General features: G+C 61.5%; 17 protein-coding genes and 2 tRNA genes. 11 read left to right on the forward strand and 8 right to left on the reverse strand.

Features of this window, described 5'->3' with window-relative positions:
- Positions 1-138: 138 nt before the first annotated feature.
- The 7 genes from MOV80_RS01185 to tgt all read right to left on the reverse strand — a co-directional run bounded on the left by MOV80_RS01185 (position 139) and on the right by tgt (position 8238).
- Complete coding sequence (locus tag MOV80_RS01185; RefSeq protein WP_019103230.1) at positions 139-960, reverse strand: MBL fold metallo-hydrolase; 822 nt, start codon at positions 958-960, stop codon at positions 139-141.
- Between the two features lie 3 nt (positions 961-963).
- Positions 964-2865, reverse strand: a complete 1902-nt coding sequence (gene mutL / locus MOV80_RS01190) for a DNA mismatch repair endonuclease MutL (protein ID WP_039756038.1) — start codon at positions 2863-2865, stop codon at positions 964-966.
- Between the two features lie 212 nt (positions 2866-3077).
- Positions 3078-3722 carry a DedA family protein gene (locus MOV80_RS01195; RefSeq protein WP_039756039.1) on the reverse strand — a complete coding sequence of 215 codons (645 nt, stop codon included), beginning with the start codon at positions 3720-3722 and terminating at the stop codon, positions 3078-3080.
- A gap of 81 nt (positions 3723-3803) precedes the next feature.
- Positions 3804-4739, reverse strand: coding sequence for a protein translocase subunit SecF (gene secF, locus MOV80_RS01200; protein WP_019103233.1), 936 nt, complete (start codon positions 4737-4739; stop codon positions 3804-3806).
- A gap of 9 nt (positions 4740-4748) precedes the next feature.
- Positions 4749-6596: a protein translocase subunit SecD gene (gene secD, locus MOV80_RS01205; RefSeq protein ID WP_043591625.1), complete on the reverse strand. Its 1848-nt coding sequence runs from the start codon at positions 6594-6596 to the stop codon at positions 4749-4751.
- A 68-nt stretch (positions 6597-6664) separates the two neighbouring features.
- Positions 6665-6991, reverse strand: coding sequence for a preprotein translocase subunit YajC (gene yajC / locus MOV80_RS01210; RefSeq protein ID WP_019103235.1), 327 nt, complete (start codon positions 6989-6991; stop codon positions 6665-6667).
- A gap of 131 nt (positions 6992-7122) precedes the next feature.
- Positions 7123-8238, reverse strand: a complete 1116-nt coding sequence (tgt, locus tag MOV80_RS01215; RefSeq protein WP_019103236.1) for a tRNA guanosine(34) transglycosylase Tgt — start codon at positions 8236-8238, stop codon at positions 7123-7125.
- A 160-nt stretch (positions 8239-8398) separates the two neighbouring features.
- Here tgt and MOV80_RS01220 point away from each other — a divergent pair.
- The 11 genes from MOV80_RS01220 (at position 8399) to MOV80_RS01270 (ending at position 16752) form a co-directional block, all read left to right on the forward strand.
- Positions 8399-8475: transfer RNA gene (locus tag MOV80_RS01220), tRNA-Val, on the forward strand.
- Positions 8476-8649: 174 nt separating this feature from the next.
- Positions 8650-10551: a threonine--tRNA ligase gene (gene thrS, locus MOV80_RS01225; protein ID WP_019103237.1), complete on the forward strand. Its 1902-nt coding sequence runs from the start codon at positions 8650-8652 to the stop codon at positions 10549-10551.
- A gap of 41 nt (positions 10552-10592) precedes the next feature.
- Positions 10593-11117, forward strand: a complete 525-nt coding sequence (gene infC, locus MOV80_RS01230) for a translation initiation factor IF-3 (protein ID WP_081556240.1) — start codon at positions 10593-10595, stop codon at positions 11115-11117.
- A 167-nt stretch (positions 11118-11284) separates the two neighbouring features.
- On the forward strand, positions 11285-11482 hold the full coding sequence (gene rpmI, locus MOV80_RS01235) for a 50S ribosomal protein L35 (RefSeq protein ID WP_019103239.1): 198 nt from the start codon (positions 11285-11287) through the stop codon (positions 11480-11482).
- A gap of 12 nt (positions 11483-11494) precedes the next feature.
- Positions 11495-11854, forward strand: a complete 360-nt coding sequence (gene rplT, locus MOV80_RS01240; protein WP_019103240.1) for a 50S ribosomal protein L20 — start codon at positions 11495-11497, stop codon at positions 11852-11854.
- Positions 11855-12006: 152 nt separating this feature from the next.
- Entirely contained in the window at positions 12007-12990 is a 984-nt protein-coding gene (gene pheS, locus MOV80_RS01245; RefSeq protein ID WP_019103241.1) for a phenylalanine--tRNA ligase subunit alpha, read from the forward strand.
- A gap of 21 nt (positions 12991-13011) precedes the next feature.
- On the forward strand, positions 13012-15369 hold the full coding sequence (gene pheT, locus MOV80_RS01250) for a phenylalanine--tRNA ligase subunit beta (RefSeq protein WP_118266891.1): 2358 nt from the start codon (positions 13012-13014) through the stop codon (positions 15367-15369).
- A gap of 75 nt (positions 15370-15444) precedes the next feature.
- Positions 15445-15747 (forward strand): integration host factor subunit alpha, encoded by a 303-nt coding sequence (locus tag MOV80_RS01255; protein WP_019103243.1) that lies wholly within the window; start codon positions 15445-15447, stop codon positions 15745-15747.
- Positions 15728-16081, forward strand: a complete 354-nt coding sequence (locus MOV80_RS01260) for a MerR family transcriptional regulator (protein WP_019103244.1) — start codon at positions 15728-15730, stop codon at positions 16079-16081. Before MOV80_RS01255 ends, MOV80_RS01260 begins: the two co-directional genes overlap by 20 nt.
- 30 nt (positions 16082-16111) lie before the next feature.
- Positions 16112-16188: transfer RNA gene (locus MOV80_RS01265), tRNA-Pro, on the forward strand.
- Between the two features lie 264 nt (positions 16189-16452).
- Positions 16453-16752 (forward strand): putative quinol monooxygenase, encoded by a 300-nt coding sequence (locus MOV80_RS01270; protein ID WP_019103245.1) that lies wholly within the window; start codon positions 16453-16455, stop codon positions 16750-16752.
- Positions 16753-16785: 33 nt separating this feature from the next.
- Here MOV80_RS01270 and MOV80_RS01275 read toward each other — a convergent pair whose 3' ends face one another.
- The gene (locus MOV80_RS01275; RefSeq protein WP_118266893.1) at positions 16786-18375 is read right to left on the reverse strand and encodes a hypothetical protein; all 1590 of its coding nucleotides are present in this window, start codon (positions 18373-18375) and stop codon (positions 16786-16788) included.
- Between the last annotated feature and the right edge of the window lie 26 nt (positions 18376-18401).

Consider the following 18401-nt stretch of genomic DNA (forward strand, 5'->3'; position numbering starts at 1 on the left):
GGCGGCGCTTACGCTGTTTGGAGGCTTGGGATAGGGGAGGCGCGGCGGGCGGAATGCTGCAATGCGGCACGTCGGCCGTGAATAATGGCGAAGCGAGGGAACTGTCGTTTTTTCGCGGCAGGAACTGTCGAAACCGGTTTAGTCGAAGCTCAGTTGACTGCCGGCGGCGATGGAGTGCTGGCGCGCCAGCGCGTGGCGGGCGTAGCCGGTGCAGTGGCAGGCGAACAAGCGGTCCGGCGCCAATTGCTGAAAGTAGCGGCGGGTCCGCCAGACGCGCCACGGGTTGGCACTGCGCAGGTGGAAGCCGCCTATCACTGCGTGGACGCGGGGTTCGGCGCACACTTCGCGCGCGTAGTCGACGATGTGGCGGATGCCGGAATGAGCGCAGCCGCTGAAGATGATCAGGCCTTGCTCGCCGCGGCGGACCAGCGCCGAATCGTCGGCCACCGGGTCCGGCCGGTGGTCGCGCGCGTCGATTAGCCGGCCCAGCGCGCCGCGCCCTTCGGCGTGGCGCAGCCGCGGAATCTGACCGAGGAAGACATAGCGGTTGGCGAAGGCGTGAGGCTGGGCGTGCAGTTGCAGCTCGAAGCTGGTTTCCAGTTCGGAGGCGGCAAGCGGCGCGCCCAGCTTGCGCAGCGTGATTGGCCCCAGCCGCGCTTCGCGCGCTCGGAAGGCCTCGGGGTGGGCCAGCAGCGGGAGCGGCGGCGCCGCGCGTTCGCGCAGCAAGCGGCTCAAGGCCGGCAGGCCGCCGCTGTGGTCGTAATGGCCGTGGGAGAGCACTACCCGGCTCAGCGTGGCGAGATCGACGCCCAGCTGGCTGGCGTTGTACAGCAGCGCGTCGCTGCGGCCGGTATCGAACAGGATGCGCTCTTCGCCGTCCTCGATCAGCAGCGCCAGGCCGGGTTCGGCGATCAGGTCCGGCCGCAGGCTGTGGTTTTCCGCCAGAACGGTGACGCGCATCGTTTATTGGCCGCGCATGAACAGTTTGTCCAGCTCGCGCATGGACAGCCGGGTCCAGGTGGGGCGGCCGTGGTTGCACTGGCCGGAGCGTTCAGTGGCTTCCATGTCGCGCAGCAGCGCGTTCATCTCCGGCAGCGTCAGCTGTCGGTTGGCGCGCACCGCGCCGTGGCAGGCCATGGTGGCCAAGAGTTCGTTGCGGCGCTCGGTCAGCACCTGGCTGAGGCCGAATTCGCGCACGTCCTTCAGCACTGCGCGCGCCAGATCCACCGGGTTGCCGTCCTTCAGCCACACCGGCACGCCGCGCACGGCGATCTGGGTGGGGGACAGCGGCGCCAGTTCGATGCCCAGCCGCTTCATTTCCTCGCCGTGTTCGTGGGCGGTCGCCACTTCCATGCGATCGGCGGCGAAGGATACCGGCAGCAGCAAGGGCTGCATTGGAATGGTGTCGGCTTCCAGCGCGGTTTTTAGTTGTTCGTAGACGATGCGCTCGTGGGCGGCGTGCATATCCACCAGAATCAGCCCGTCTTCGCACTGGCTGAGGATATAGACGCCGTGTAGCTGCGCCAGCGCGAAGCCCAACGGCGGAATGCCGTCCGTGCTTTGCGGCAGCGCGGCCACGCGCTGCGGCGGCAGGCTGTATTCCACGGGCGCCGGCGCGGCGGCCTGGGCGCGCTCTTCCTCGCGAAGACCGCCGAACAGCTTGTCGTAGATGCCGGTGGCTTCCCTGACCACGTGCAGCGGCATCGCCTGCTGCTGGTAGCGGAAGCCGGTTTGCGGCGAGGAGCCGCCGGGAGGAGGAGCGGCGGGGCGGCTGAATGATTTGTCGAACAGCGGCGCGGATTCGCCCTGGGTCAGCGCGGGAGCGGCCGCCGCTTCGTTATCCGCATTGGCGATCTGAACGGTAGGCGCGGCGCCGGCGGTGGTGCTGGCCAAGGCCTTGTGCACGCTGTGGAACAGGAATTGGTGGATGGCCTGCGATTCGCGGAAGCGCACCTCGATTTTGGTCGGGTGCACGTTGACGTCGACACCGGACGGCTCCATGGTCAGGAATAGCGCGTAAGCGGGGTGGCGCTCGTGGTGCAGCACGTCGCGATAGGCCTGACGCAGCGCGTGCAGTGCGGTCTTGTCGCGGACGAAACGGCCGTTGACGTAGAAGTACTGGGCGTCGCGGCTGGCCTTGGAATAAGTGGGAGAGGCGACGAAGCCGCTGAGCGTCAACGGACCGGCGGCGGTGTCGATTTCGATGGCGGCGGCGACGAAGTCCTTGCCCAGCATCGCGGCCACGCGTTCGGCCAGGCTTTGCGCCGGCAGGCGCCAGATGACCTTGCCGTTGTGACGCAGCATGAATTCAACGTGCGGATGCGCCAGTGCGATGCGTTCGAAAACGGCTTCGCAATGCGCGTATTCGGTATTCTCGCTTTTCAGGAATTTGCGCCGGGCCGGAGTGTTGAAATAGATATCCACCACTTCCACGCTGGTGCCGGGCGAGTGGGCCGCAGGCTCCACCGGGTGCAGCGCGCCGTCGATGGCGATGACTTGATGAGCGTGTTCCGCGTTCGGCGGCCGGCTGACCAGGGTCAGCCGCGACACCGAGGCGATGCTGGCGAGACCCTCTCCGCGGAAGCCCAGCGTGGAGACGTTTTCCAGATCGTCCAGCGAGGCGATCTTGCTGGTGGCGTGGCGGTCCAGCGCCAGCGCCAAGTCTTCCGCCGCGATGCCGCTACCGTTGTCTGTGACGCGCAGCAGCTTGATGCCGCCCTGGGCCAGGTCCACTGTGATCTTGGAGGCGCCCGCGTCCAGGCTGTTTTCCAGTATTTCCTTGAGCGCGGAAGCGGGGCGTTCCACCACTTCGCCGGCGGCGATCTGGTTGACGAGGTGGTCGGGCAGGCGTTGGATGCGTTTCATGGGCGGCATTGGGGCTTGATGTCAAAGCAAAAGGCCGCGCGAAGAGCTTGTTCAATGTCTGCTGCGCGTCGGCGATACGGCGTTGAAATCGTCTTCAGAATGCTCATGTACCGTCTGTACACTCCGCTTCTTCAGTCGTTTTCGCCTTGTCTCGCCTTGGCTCGCGAGACTTTAGAACAGGTCTTGGGCGGCCTTGTCGATTCTACTACGGATCAGCCGCGGGCGGCCGCGCGCTTGTGGCGCCAGATTTCAATCAACCCCGGCAGGAAGGAAACCAGGATGATGCCGAAGATCAGCAATTCCAGGTTTTTTCGCACAAAGGGCAGGTTGCCGAAGAAGTAGCCGGCGTAAGTGAAGCCGACCACCCAGGCGATGGCGCCGACCACGTTGTAGCGCAGGAACTGCGGGTAGTGCATTTTGCCGATGCCGGCGACGAAGGGCGCGAAGGTGCGCACGATGGGCACGAAGCGGGCGAAGATGATGGTCTTGCCGCCGTGGCGTTCGTAGAAGGCGTGGGTCCGGTCCAGGTATTGCGGTTTCAGGATGCGCGGGAATTTCTCGAACAGCTTCATGCCGACATTGCGGCCGATGGCGTAATTGGTCGCGTCGCCGAGAATGGCGGCGACGATCAGGAGCAGCACCAGCAAGTGCGGGTTCATCTGGCCCATGGCCGCCAGCGCGCCGGCGACGAACAGCAGCGAGTCGCCGGGCAGGAAGGGGGTGACCACCAGCCCGGTTTCGCAGAACACGATCAGGAACAGGATGGCGTAGATCCAGGGGCCGTAGGCGGCCACCAGCTGGGACAGATGAGTGTCGATGTGCAGGATGAAGTCGATCAGAAAAGTGATGGCTTCCATGATGTCGTTGCGCTCGGTCTGGGGGTACTTGGGTTGGAAGTAACGCTGGCCGGACAAGCCGGCCAGCGTTTGGAGAAATGATCAGACGACCGCTTCTTCTTTTGGTTTCACCGGCTTGATCATGTGCTCGCGTTTCACGCCCAGCCACAGGGCGATCGGGCTGGCCACCAGCACCGACGAGTAAATGCCGAACACGATGCCGATGGTCAGCGCCATGGCGAAGCCGTGCAGCGCCGGGCCGCCGAACAGCAGCATGGACACCACCATCATCTCGGTGGAGAAGTGGGTGATGATGGTGCGGCTCATCGTGGCGGTGATGGCGTTGTCGATGACCTCGGCCACGCTATGGCCCTTCATGCCCGGTTTGCGGAAGTTCTCGCGAATCCGGTCGAACACCACCACCGATTCGTTGACCGAGTAACCCAGCACCGCCAGGATGCCGGCCAGCACGGTCAGCGAAAACTCCCAGCGGAAGAAGGCGAAGCAACCCAGGATGATCACCACGTCGTGCATGTTGGCGATGATGGCCGCGATGGCGAAACGCCATTCAAAGCGAATGGCCAGGTAGATCATGATGCCCACGCACACCAGGATAGTAGCGGTCAGGCCATGAGTCACCAGTTCCTCGCCCACGCTGGGACCTACGAAGTCCACTTTGCGCAGCTGTACGCCGCTGTCGGCGGCCTTGAGCATGCCCATCACTTTTTCAGACAGCTGGGCGGAAGTGACGCCCGGCTTGTTGGGCAGGCGTATCATCACGTCGCGGCTGCTGCCCAAGCTCTGCACTGTGGATTCGCCCAGCTTCAGCTCATCCACTTTGTCGCGGATGGCGCCCAGATCGGCGGACTGCTGGTACTGCACTTCCAGCACGGTGCCGCCGGTGAACTCCACGCTGTAGTTCAGGCCGCGGGTGGCCAGAAAGAACACGGCCAGGATGAAGGTCACCAGCGAGATGGTCGTGGTGAGCCGGCCGTAGCTCATGAACGGGATGTCCCGTTTGATGCGGAAAAGCTCCATGTCCGGTCCTTATCCTTTGTTTTCCGGTTTCCACACTTGGCCAATAGCCAGCGTGGTGAGTTTGCGGCGGCGGCCGTACCACAGGTTGACCAAGCCGCGGGAAACGACTACCGCGGAGAACATCGAGGTCAGGATGCCCAGGCTGTGCACCACGGCGAAGCCGCGAACCGCGCCGGAGCCGAAGATCAGCAGGGCAAGGCCGGCGATCAAGGTGGTGACGTTGGAGTCCAGAATGGTGTGCCAAGCGTGGGTGTAGCCGGCCTGGATCGCCGAGTGCGGCGGCACGCCGTTGCGCAGTTCCTCGCGGATGCGCTCGTTGATCAACACGTTGGCGTCGATGGCCATGCCCAGCGCCAGCGCGATGGCGGCGATGCCGGGCAGGGTCAGCGTGGCCTGGATCATCGACAACAGCGCCAGCAGCAGGAACACGTTGATCGCCAGCGACAGCGCGGAGAACACGCCGAACATGCCGTAGTACAGGATCATGAAGGTGGCGATGGCGGCGAAGCCCCACAGCGTGGCGTGGAAGCCCTTCTCGATGTTTTCCTGACCCAGGCTAGGGCCTACGGTGCGCTCTTCGACGATGTTCATCGGCGCGGCCAGCGAACCGGCGCGCAAGAGCAGCGCGGTGTCGTTGGCTTCGGCCGGGTTCATGCTGCCGGAGATCTGTACGCGACCGCCGCCGATTTCGGAGCGGATCACCGGCGCGGTGACCACTTCGGCACGGCCTTTTTCCACCAGCACCATCGCCATGCGTTTGCCGATGTTCTCAGCGGTTACCTGACGGAAGATGGAGGCTCCGGCGGAGTCCAGGTTGATGTGGACGGCGGGCGCGCCGTTTTCGTCGAAGCCGGCCTGGGCGTCGTTGATATTGTCACCGGTCAGCTCAACGTCTTTGCGCACCAGGATTTTCTGCACGCCGCGCGAAGAGGCTTCGTCCAGCAGCTCGTAGCCCGCAGGCACGTTGCCGGCCATGGCGTCGGCCATCTTGCTCGGGTCATCCTCCACCATGCGCACTTCCAGGGTGGCGGTGCGGCCGATGATGTCCTTGGCGCGAGCGGTGTCCTGAATGCCGGGCAACTGCACGACGATGCGGTTCGGGCCGTTTTGCTGAATGATGGGCTCGGAAGTGCCCAGTTCGTTGACGCGGTTATGCAGCGTGGTGATGTTCTGTTTGACCGCGTCGCCTTGGATCTTGGTGATCTCCTCCGGCTTCAGGGTCAGCGTCAGCCGGTAGTTGCTGTCGTCGCTCTTGACGGTGAGCGAGGGCAGGCTGCGGTAGACCACGTCCTGCGTGGACTTCAGCGTGTCGGCGTCGCGCAGTTGTACTTCCAGCGTATTGCCGTTGCGTTTGATCGCGCCGTAGCGGACTTTCTTGTTCTTCAGCTCGCGGCGCAGGTCGCCGGCGTAGCGTTCCATCGTCTTGTCGATGGCGGCCTTCATGTCCACTTCCAGCAGGAAGTGCACGCCGCCGCGCAGGTCGAGGCCGAGGAACATCGGATGCGCCTTCAGGCTGGTCAGCCAGGCGGGGGAGGCGGACAGGAGGTTCAGCGCGATGATGTAATTGTCGCCCAGCGCGTGCTGGATGGCGTCGCGCGCCTTCAACTGGGTGTCGGCGTCCTTGAAGCGGACTCGCAGGCTGGCGCCGTCAAGGAACAGGCCGTCGGGAGAGATGTTCTGCGCCTTCAGCGCCTCTTCCACGCGCGTCATCACGGCGGTGTCCACCGGAATGGATTGGCGCGAGCTGGAGACCTGGACCGCGGGAGTCTCGCCGTAGAAATTGGGCAGCGTGTAGATCGCGGAAAGGATCAGGGCCACCGCAATGACGAGGTATTTCCAAAGAGGGTAGCGGTTCATGTTTTAGTTCGGGAAAAGAAAATGAACCGGCCACCGGCAGCGCGCTGCGGTGGCCGTCGGCTGAATCCTTAAAGCGACTTCAGCGTGCCTTTTTCCAGCTTGGCGGAAACCGAGCCGCGCTGAACGGTAATTTCCACGCCGTTGGCGATTTCCAGGGTCAGGAACTGCTCACCGATCTTGGCTACGCGGCCAACGATGCCGCCTTGGGTGGCGACTTCATCGCCCTTCTGAATTTCCGACAGCATCTTCTGATGCTCTTTCATGCGCTTCTGCTGAGGGCGAACCATCAGGAACCAGAACAGCACGAAGATGGCGATCATCGGCAGGAAACCCATCAGATCGAAACCTCCTGCTGCGGCGCCGGTGTTGGCGAAGGCGGGGCTGATAAAGGACATCAAACTACTCCCTTAGATTATGTATTGTTATGGCTGGTCAAAATAAACGGACCATTGTAGCCATGCTGGTCCGCTTTTTCCAATGCTTGCAACGGTCAGGCCTGTGACAGGCCGACCGCGCAGGTGGTTCCTCAGTTGACGCCGCGGGCGCGCTTGGCGGCGAACTCCAGGCGGAAGTCTTCGAAACGATCCTCCTCGATGGCGCGGCGCATCTGGCGCATCAATTCCTGGTAATAGTGCAGGTTGTGGATGGTGTTGAGGCGGGCGCCCAGAATTTCGCCGACGCGGTGCAGGTGGTGCAGGTAGGCGCGGCTGAAGTTGCGGCAGGCGTAGCATTCGCACTCTTCATCCAGCGGGCGCTTGTCGTCCTTGTAGCGCGCGTTCTTGATTTTGACGTCGCCCCACTGGGTAAAGATCCAGCCGTTTCGCGCGTTGCGGGTTGGCATTACGCAATCGAACATGTCCACGCCGTTGGCCACGCCGTGCACCAGATCCTCCGGCGTGCCCACTCCCATCAGGTAATGGGGTTTTTCCGCGGGTAGCATGTCCTTCAGCTCGGTCAGCATCCGGTACATTTCCGGTTTGGGCTCGCCCACCGACAGGCCGCCGATGGCGATGCCGTCGAAGCCCACCTGCATCAGGCCTTCCAGCGACTCCTGGCGCAAATCGGTATATAGGTTGCCCTGAACGATGCCGAACAGCGCGTTGGGGTTTTTCAGATCGTCGAAGGCGCGGCGGGAGCGCTCGGCCCAGCGCAAGCTCATCTGCAGAGACTTCTGCGCGGTGGCGTGGTCCACCTGGCCCGGCGTGCATTCGTCCAGCTGCATTACGATGTCTGAGTTGAGCACGGTTTGAATCTTCATCGAGATTTCCGGGCTCAGAAACAGCTTGTCGCCATTGATCGGGCTTTGGAAAGTGCAGCCTTCCTCGGTCAGCTTGCGCATATCGGACAGGCTGAATACCTGAAAGCCGCCGGAGTCGGTGAGGATAGGCTTGTCCCAGCCGATGAATTCGTGCAGGCCGCCGAACTGTTCGACGATCTCCAGTCCCGGGCGCAGCCACAAGTGGAAGGTGTTGCCCAGGATGATCTGGGCGCCGATGTCGTTCAACTCGACCGGGCTCATCGCCTTGACCGAGCCGTAAGTGCCCACCGGCTGGAACACCGGCGTCTCCACGGTGCCGTGGTTCAGCTCCAGCGTGCCGCGCCGCGCGCCGCCGGAGGTTTTATGTACGGTAAACTTCAGCATGATTCGGGGGTTGCTCTGGTATGTTTGTTTAGCAAAATCAGCCGGCTAGTATACCGTAAGCCGCGTCCGCTGGGGCTTTGTTCCCATTTCCCCCTTGAGGCCGATGAAAAAAACGCTTGCCAAGACAGGTGGGCTTGTTTAGTATTCGCAACTCGACGACAGGCACGTAGCTCAGCTGGTTAGAGCACCACCTTGACATGGTGGGGGTCGTTGGTTCGAGTCCAATCGTGCCTACCAAATTCAAACGCATGGAGCGTTACAAGTGTACAACTTGCGAACTACCACAACCCGACATACTCACGCTAGCTGAGCCTTGCGGGTTGTTCCATGCAAAAAAAGTGCGGCTCAGGCCGCACTTTTTTTTTATCCTTCGCTTTCTAAAAATTTCTCTCTCGCCTTGTTGGAGTTGACATGCCAGACATTCGCTTGCCGGACGGCTCGATCCGTTCGTTCGATAAACCGGTGACGGTTCATGAAGTGGCTGCGTCCATCGGCGCCGGGTTGGCGCGCGCGGCGCTGGCCGGCCGCGTCGACGGCGTGCTGGTGGACACTTCCCACACCATCGCTCGCAACGCCGATCTGGCCATCATCACCGATAAGGATGCGGACGGTCTGTCCATTATTCGTCACTCCACCGCTCACTTGCTGGCCTATGCCGTCAAGGAACTGTTCCCGGAGGCTCAGGTCACCATCGGGCCGGAGATCGAGAACGGCTTCTACTACGACTTCGCCTACAAGCGCCCGTTTACGCCGGAAGACTTGGCCGCCATCGAAAAGAAAATGGCCGAGCTGGCGAAAAAGGACATTCCGGTGGAGCGCTACGAGCTGCCGCGCGATGAGGCCATTGCCTACTTCAAGAGCATAGGCGAGGCCTATAAGGCCGAGATCATTGAGTCCATCCCGCAAGGCGAGGTGTTGAGCCTGTATCGCGAGGGCGAATTCACCGATCTGTGCCGCGGCCCGCACGTACCGTCCACCGGCAAGCTCAAAGTGTTCAAGCTGATGAAGGTGGCCGGCGCTTACTGGCGCGGCGACAGCAAGAATGAAATGCTGCAGCGGGTTTACGGCACCGCCTGGGCCAAGAAGGAAGACCTGGACGCCTATCTCTATATGCTGGAAGAGGCGGAAAAGCGCGATCATCGCAAACTGGGCGTGCAGTTGGACCTGTTCCACCTGCAGGACGAGGCGCCGGGCATGGTGTTCTGGCACCCCAAGGGCTGGCAGTTGTGGCAGAGCGTCGAGCAATACATGCGCGACAAGCTGAACCGCGAAGGCTATAAGGAAATCCGTACCCCTATGATGATGGACGCCCATCTGTGGGAGCGTTCCGGTCACGCCGCCAACTACCGCGAAAACATGTTCATCACGGAGTCGGAAAAGCGCGACTACGCGGTCAAGCCGATGAATTGCCCCGGCCATGTGCAAGTATTCAACAGCGGCCTGCGTTCCTATCGCGACCTGCCGCTGCGTTATGCGGAGTTCGGCTCCTGCCACCGCAACGAGCCCTCCGGCGCGCTGCACGGCATCATGCGCGTGCGCGGCTTTGTGCAGGACGACGGTCACATTTTCTGTACCGAGGATCAGATCAACCAAGAGGCCAAGGATTTCCATCGTCTGGTGATGGAAGTGTACGAGCGCTTCGGCTTTGACAAGGTGGCGATCAAGCTGGCGCTGCGTCCGGAAAAGCGCATCGGCGCCGAAGAAACCTGGGACAAGGCTGAAGAAGGCATGCGCGAAGCGCTGCGCGCATGCGGCGTGGAGTGGGAAGAGTTGCCGGGCGAGGGGGCGTTCTACGGCCCCAAGATCGAATATCATATCAAGGATGCGCTGGGCCGCTCCTGGCAGTGCGGCACCCTGCAGTTGGACTTCATGCTGCCGGAGCGTCTGGATGCCGAGTACGTGGCCGACGACAATAGTCGCAAGCGCCCGGTGATGCTGCATCGCGCGGCGTTGGGTTCGCTGGAACGTTTCCTCGGCATCCTGATCGAAAACCATGCCGGCGCCTTCCCCTTGTGGCTGGCTCCGGTGCAAATGGTGGTGATGAATATCACCGAAGCGCAGGCAGAATACGCGGCCGATGTGGCCGCGAAACTGCGCGAACAAGGCTTCCGCGTTGATCTTGACTTGAGAAACGAGAAGATCGGCTATAAAATTCGCGAGCACAGCCTGCAAAAGTTGCCGTACCAGATTATCGTCGGCGACAAGGAGAAGGCTGGCGAGTTGGTTGCCGTACGCTCCCGCGGGGAAGACCTGGGGCAGCTTACGCTGGATGCGCTCATTGCGCGCCTCAAGGCTGAGATGCCTGAGGCCTGATTCCGGCGGCGGCAGGCATTGAGTTTAGATTAATAGGAGATTTGGCTATAGCTCAGGAACGCGAAGCACGGATCAACGGCGAGATTACCGCCCGTGAAATTCGTCTGGTAGGTAAAGAAGGTGAGCAGATTGGTGTTGTCAGTCTGCGTGAGGCAATGGCGCTGGCGGAGGAAGGTGACGTGGATTTGGTGGAAATCTCCCCAACCGCGCAGCCTCCGGTATGCAAGCTGATGGACTACGGCAAGTACAAGTACGAGCAGTCCAAGAAGCGTCACGAAGCCAAGCAGAAGCAGAAACAGGTTCAGATCAAGGAAATCAAGTTCCGTCCGGGTACCGACGACGGCGACTACAACGTCAAGTTGCGCAACTTGACCCGATTCCTGGCTGACGGCGACAAGGCCAAGGTCACCCTGCGCTTCCGCGGTCGTGAGATGGCCCACCAGAACATCGGTTTGGAATTGCTTAAGCGAGTCGAAGCCGACTTGTCCGAAATTGCGGTTGTTGAGCAGTTTCCCAAGCTCGAAGGCCGCCAGATGGTCATGATGATTGCGCCGAAGAAGAAATAATCGGTATAATCATCAAATCGACACGGCAGGGTTCGCTCTGCCGTGTTGATTTTGTAGGTCGGCAACGATCTGCCCAAAAGCGTGACACGATGGTTTTTCAAGCGTTTCCAGATCCGTCTGGCAACCACCTCGCGTCTAATCTAATCAAAATTCAGCAGGAGCAGTCCATGCCGAAAATGAAAACCAAGTCGAGCGCGAAAAAGCGTCTCAAAGTACTGGGCAATGGTGGTGTAAAGCGCTCTTACGCGTTCAAGCGTCACATCCTGACCAAGAAAACCACCAAGAACAAGCGCCAACTGCGTGGCACTACCATGGTAGATAGCACCAACATGGCTTCTGTTCGCGCAATGATGCCCTACGCTTAAGGAGACTAAAATATGCCACGCGTAAAACGCGGTGTAACCGCTCGTGCTCGTCACAAGAAAATCCTCGCACTGGCGAAAGGCTATCGCGGCCGCCGGAAGAACGTCTATCGCATCGCCAAACAGGCGGTGATGAAAGCCGGTCAGTACGCTTACCGCGACCGTCGTCAGAAAAAGCGTCAGTTCCGTCAACTGTGGATTGCTCGTATCAACGCAGCTGCTCGTGAAAACGGCCTGCCGTACAGCAAATTCATGAACGGCCTGAAAAAAGCCTCTATCGAAATCGACCGCAAGGTCCTGGCCGACCTGGCCGTGTTCGACAAGCCGGCTTTTGCACAGATCGTCGAAAAGGCGAAAGCAAGCCTCGCTGCTTAATCGCCCGGACGGATCAAAAGGGAGGCACATGCCTCCCTTTTTTTAATGCGGCCAAGCCGCGAGCATGATTCAAGATCAAGACGGTTGGCCAGACTCGCTCGGGTTCTGGGGCGCGTGTGGCCAGCTTTCTTTCGCATACGGTGTGGAACACGATGAACAACGTTGACGCGATTCTCCAATCCGGCCTGACCGCGCTAGCCGCGGCGGCCGATCTCGTTGAATTGGAGCAGGTCAAGGCCCGCTATCTGGGCAAGAGCGGCGAGTTGACCGAACTCCTGAAGCAGCTGGGCAAACTGCCCGCTGAAGAGCGCAAGGCCGCCGGCGCCACCATCAACGTGGCCAAGCAGGCTTTTGAGGCCGCGCACAAACAGCGCCTTGATCAAATGAACGCCGCCAAGCTGGAGGCGCAACTGGCTGCCGAGGCGCTGGACGTGACCCTCCCAGGGCGCGGCAGCAACGGCGGCGGCTTGCATCCGGTGGCGCTGACTTTGGAGCGCATCGCCGGCCTGTTCCGCACCATGGGTTTCGAAGTGGCGGACGGTCCAGAGATCGAAACCGATTTCTATAATTTCCAAGCGCTGAACATCCCGGAAAACCATCCCGCGCGCGCGATGGCCGACACCTTCTACGTGGAAGGCGGCGACGTGTTGCGCACGCATACCAGCCCGATCCAGGCGCGCTTCATGATGAGCAATCAGCCGCCCATCAAGATCGTGGCTCCGGGCCGCGTATATCGCGTCGACTCCGACGCCACCCATTCGCCGATGTTCCATCAGATGGAAGGCCTGTGGGTGGAAGAGGGCGTGTCCTTCGCCGATCTCAAGGCGGTGGTCACCGACTTCCTGCGCCGTTTCTTCGAGCGCGACGATCTGCAAGTGCGCTTCCGTCCGTCCTTCTTCCCGTTCACCGAACCGTCGGCGGAAATCGACGTGTTGGGCGAACGCGGCTGGCTGGAAGTGGGCGGCTGCGGCATGGTGCACCCCAATGTGTTGCGCAATGTCAACATCGACCCGGAGAAGTACACCGGCTTCGCCTTCGGCATCGGTCTGGACCGTTTCGCCATGCTGCGCTACGGCGTCAACGACCTGCGGCTGTTCTTCGAGAACGACCTCAACTTCCTGAGACAGTTCAACTGATCGCGTACGGAGCCGAATACTATGCAATTTTCCGAACAATGGCTGAGAAGCTGGGTTAATCCGTCGCTGAGCACCGACGAACTGTCCTACCTGCTGACCATGGCGGGTTTGGAGGTGGAGGAAGTCAACGCCGCCGCGCCGGCCTTCAGCGGGGTGGTGGTGGCTGAAGTCAAGGAAGTGGCCAAGCATGAAAACGCCGACCGCCTGCGTGTGACCAAGGTGGACGTGGGAACTGGCGAACTGGTGCAGATCGTCTGCGGCGCGCCCAATGTCGCCGTGGGCCTGAAGGTGCCTTGCGCCTTGCCCGGCGCCGCGCTGCCCGGTGATTTCAAGATCAAGCCGACCAAAATGCGCGGCGTCGAATCCAACGGCATGCTGTGTTCCGGCAAGGAGCTTGGTGTGCCGGACGAGGCCGACGGCCTGCTGGTGCTGCCGGCCGATGCGCCGACGGGACAGAGCATTCGCGACTACCTCGGCCTGGACGACCAGCTGTTCACGCTGAAAATCACCCCCAACCGAGCCGATTGTCTGTCCATTCGCGGCATCGCCCGCGAAGTGGCGGCGCTGACCGGCGCGGAACTCTCGCCGGTGGCCATTCCCGCGGTGGCGCCGGTGATCGACGACGCCTTGCCGGTGAGCATAGACGCCAAGTCGGGCTGCGGCCGTTACCTGGGGCGCGTGCTCAGGGGCGTCAACGCCGCCGCCGCCACGCCGGAATGGATGCGCCGCCGCCTTGAGCGCGCCGGCCTGCGTTCGATTTCCGCCGTGGTCGACATCACCAACTACGTGTTGCTGGAACAAGGCCAACCGATGCACGCCTTCGACCTGGCCAAGCTGGACGGCGGCATCGTCGCGCGCATGGCCAAGGACGGCGAAGAACTGCTGTGCCTGAACGAGAAAACCGTCAAGCTCAAGCCGGACTACATGGTGATCGCGGACCAGAGCAAAGCACTGGCCATCGCCGGCATCATGGGCGGCGAGCACAGCGGCGTGACCACCGGCAGCACAGACATTTTCCTGGAAAGCGCTTTCTTTGCTCCGGAAGCGATTGCCGGCAAAGCGCGCGAGCTGGGTTTCGGTTCGGATTCCTCTTTCCGTTACGAGCGCGGCGTGGACTTCCAGCTACAGCGCGATGCGATGGAGCGCGCCACTCGCCTGGTGTTGGACATCTGCGGGGGGCAACCGGGCCCGGTGGTGGAAGCCGCGGCCGAGTTGCCGCGCCGCGGCGAGGTCAAGCTGCGCGTGTCGCGTTGCGCCAAGCTGTTGGGCGTGACGCTGAGCAGCGAACAGATCGGTGAAATTCTAAGCAGGCTGGGTTTGACTCACCGCCTGGATGGCGAGGTTTTCACCGTGGAGGCGCCGTCTTTCCGCTTCGACATCGCGATTGAGGAAGATTTGATCGAGGAGGTGGCGCGGGTTTACGGCTACGACGCGATTCCTGCAGACGCCCCGCGTTCCGGCATGCGCATGCTGGCGCAGCGGGAAGAGCTGCGGCCCCGCGATCAAATCCGCCATCTGCTGGCGGCCCGCGACTATCAGGAAATCGTCAGCTACGCCTTCGTCGACGAAGCCTGGGAGCGTGATTTCGCCGCCAACGAGCAGCCGGTGCGTCTGATCAATCCGATCGCCTCGCAGATGAGCGTGATGCGCTCCACCTTGATCGGCGGCTTGGTGGACGTGTTGGTCGGCAACATCAACCGCAAGCAGCCGCGCGTGCGCGTGTTCGAAGTGGCGCGCGTGTTCAAGAAATCCGCCGACTGGTTCGACCAGCCGGAAAAAGTGGCCGGTCTCGCTTGGGGGCCGCGCTTGCCCGAGCAGTGGGGGGTCAAGGCGGAGCGAGTCGACTTCTTCGATGTCAAAGCCGATGTCGAAGCCCTGCTGCATCCGCAGCAAGCCAGCTTCCGCAAGGCAGAGCACCCGGCCTTCCATCCGGGCCGCTGCGCCGAGGTGCTGGTGAATGGCCTGGCGGTGGGCGTGATTGGCGAACTGCATCCCAAGTGGGCGCAGCAATATGATTTGTCCAGCGCTCCGGTGTTGTTTGAATTGGATCTGGCCGCTGTGGAAGCTCGGCAGCCTATCAAGGCGCAACCGGTGAGCAAGTTCCAGGCGGTGCGCCGCGATCTGGCGCTGGTGGTGGACGAGGCGGTGGAAACGGAGCAATTGCTGGCCTGCTTCGCCAAGCACGGCGTCGCCATTGTCAGCGAAGTGGCTTTGTTTGACGTTTATCGCGGCAAAGGCGTGGAAGAAGGCAAGAAGAGTCTGGCCTTCCGCGTGATGTTGCAGGACAATAGCCGCACGCTGACCGACGAAGATGTGGAGCCGGCGCTTAAAGCCCTGCTGGACGGCGTTGCCGCCGAGCTGGGCGCTCAGCTGCGCTGAGCCCAAGGCGTGGAGCCCGCCGGCTTGTCGGCGGGCTTTTGAATGATTAGAAATATTGATGTGTGAGAGGGTGACATGACTTTGACCAAGGCTGAGCTGGCCGACATGCTGTTTGATCAAGTGGGTCTGAACAAGCGTGAAGCCAAGGACATGGTTGAATCGTTTTTTGAAGAAATTCGCCAGGCCTTGGAGTCCGGAGATTCCGTCAAATTATCCGGTTTCGGTAATTTCCAGTTGCGCGACAAGCCGCAGCGTCCGGGTCGCAACCCCAAGACCGGGGAAGAGATTCCCATCACCGCGCGACGTGTGGTAACGTTCCACGCTAGTCAGAAACTCAAGGGAATGGTCGAGCAATTCCATGCCAACAAGCAAGGCTGATCTGCCGTCGATACCGTCCAAGCGTTACTTCACCATCAGCGAAGTGAGCGAGCTCACCGGCGTCAAGCCGCATGTGCTGCGCTATTGGGAGCAGGAGTTCTCCCAGCTGCGTCAGGTGAAGCGCCGCGGCAACCGCCGTTACTACCAACATCACGAAGTGTTATTGGTCAGACGCATTCGCGGCTTGTTATATGACGATGGTTTTACCATTCACGGAGCCCGCCAGCGATTGGGCGCGGACGGCCAGGAAGTGCGCCCGGCAACGGCCCAGGAGGTGAGGACCGAGTTGGAGGCGATTTTAGAATGGCTCGATTCAGGGCTTGGCAAAAATTAAAAAGCAGTTTAGAATACGTTTCTCTCGAGTCGGGGCGTAGCGCAGCCTGGTAGCGCACCTGCATGGGGTGCAGGGGGTCGGAAGTTCGAATCTTCTCGCCCCGACCAAAGAATTCCAAAAGTATCAAATATTTAAAGCTCTGCATTTGCAGAGCTTTTTTTATTTTCCCCTCCGAAATTTAGAAATTCCTCCAGTAACATCAAACTCGGCAGGTTAGGCGCAATGAATCGGTCTAACTCAGCCGGTCATTCCGTCTATATGTTTTTATCGCTTGAGGCGGAGCCGAACCATTTGTCTTGGCGCTTGCCGTATTTCAGTGGCCGCCGCGAATGCGCGCGGCGGCGTGTCGTTGACTTTATGTAAGGATTGCCATGTTGCATGTAGTTGCCGTGATTACCGCCAAACCGGGGCAGCGCGCCGTAATCTTGCAAGAGCTGAATGCGATCGTGCCCCTGGTGCGCGAGGAAGAGGGTTGCATTGAATACGGCCCGGCTCTGGACCATGCGGATTCTCCGCAGCCGTTTGGGGCGGACAGTTTGGTGGTAATGGAAAAATGGGCAAGCAAGGCCGCGCTGGATCGGCATCTGGACGCGCCGGCGCTGCGGGGCTTCATCGCCGCGACCGAGGGCGCGGTGGCCGGACTGTCCGTGCATGTGTTGAGCCCGGTCTAGACCGGCCTACCCGTGTTCAGCCGGCCTTGCCGGCTATTTTTTTGGGCAGGGCTCGGCTAACGGCGCTTCTATGGGCAGCCGTTGCAACTCTCCGTTGAAAAAGCTGCGCTCGCTGCGGCGCAAGGAGGGAAGCAAGGCTTGGAGGCGGGAGAGCGTGTCGGCAGCTTTCTGTCCGGCGCCCTGCTCATGCAACAGGAACCATGCGGCTTCCAGCAATAGATTGGCTTGTTGCAAGGGAGGGAAGGCGGCCTTGCCGGCTAGCTGCTCGTCCAGCGCCAGGACCGCCGCCGAGGACCAGCGGCTAAAGCCCTTGGCCGGGGACAAGGAGGCGTGCAAGGGATGCAGGGCGGCGATGGCGGTTTCCAGCGCCAGCGGCTGTTGTGCGCGGAAAGCGGCCAAGCTGCGCGAGCGCGGTGGCGGACAGTTGCCGCGTGCGATACGCAGGATGAAAATCAGGTTCCAGGCGGAGCCGCTGCCGTAGCCGAAACGGTCGCAAATCCATTCGGATAGGCCAAGCCAGCGCATTGCTTGCAGTTGCACCGCGCTCACCTGCTGTTTTCGTTCCGGGTCGATCAAACCTTGCTGCCAGAACAGCCACAAGCACCAACCGATATTGGCGGCCACATGTTGGGCGGCGTCGATCGAATCCGCCTCGTAAGCTGCCTCCAGTGCGCCGCTCAGCGCTTGCAGAGCCGCGCCGGCCTGGTCTTGCTGGCGCGCTATGCCCGCGCCGCTGGTGGCGGCGTGCTTGTGCAACAGCGCCATCAGATTCAGACATTCGAAGCGTACCCGCGGGTTGTAGCGGAATACCGGTTGCAGCTCCGGCGAGGTTTGCAGATGCTCCAGCATGGTCTGAGCCGCTTCGGCATCGCCATGCGTGTAGCGTTCCCAGGCTCTGACGATGCAGGCCATGGCGGCGAAAGTAGGGTGGGCGTGATGCACGCTGCCGGCGTCCAGCACTCGGTCCAGCCGTTTCAGCGCGCTGCGGCTGCCGTCCAACTGGGCGCTGCGGCGCCAGGCCAGGCTTTCCTTCATCAAAGCCAGAGCCTGTTGAAAATCGTCATCGGCGAACTGGCGCGCAACGTGGAAGGATTCAGCTATCTGACGGCTGGGGCGGCGTCCGAAACCGTCGTATTCATCGCGGATCGCTTGCGCCATCTGCTGCCAGAAGCGCATGTCGCGCATCAGGTAGGACAGATCGCCGGCCGGGTTTTCCGCCCGCTCCCTGCGCAGGCCCAGAAAGTGTTCCAGCCAATCTCGCTCCACCTCTACACCGCCGGCGCTGAAACGCAGTCGCGAGGCCATGTCGGCCGTCAGCCAGAATGGACCGCGGCTGCGCCCGTTCAACGGCAGGGTGGCGATGGGCTGGCCGTGAGCGGCTCCCCAGCCCGCTTGCACGCCCCAACGCGCGAAATCGGCGAAAGCGCGCGAGATCAGCATGCGGATATTGTTTTGGCCAGGGAAGCCGAGCCGCAAGGCTGCTGCGGACACCGAGCCGTCGCCAAAATGGTGGGCATGCCAGAGACGGGCCAACAGCCAAACGGACTGACCGCGGGCGGCTTCGCCCTGGACTCGGTAGGGCGCGGATAACTCGATTTCGATGATGTCGGGCGTTTCGATCATGGTGGCTGGGTCGCTTGCGGATTGGC

It is taken from the genome of Chromobacterium sp. IRSSSOUMB001 (genome assembly GCF_023507765.1).
GTDB classification, from domain to species: Bacteria; Pseudomonadota; Gammaproteobacteria; order Burkholderiales; family Chromobacteriaceae; genus Chromobacterium; species Chromobacterium haemolyticum.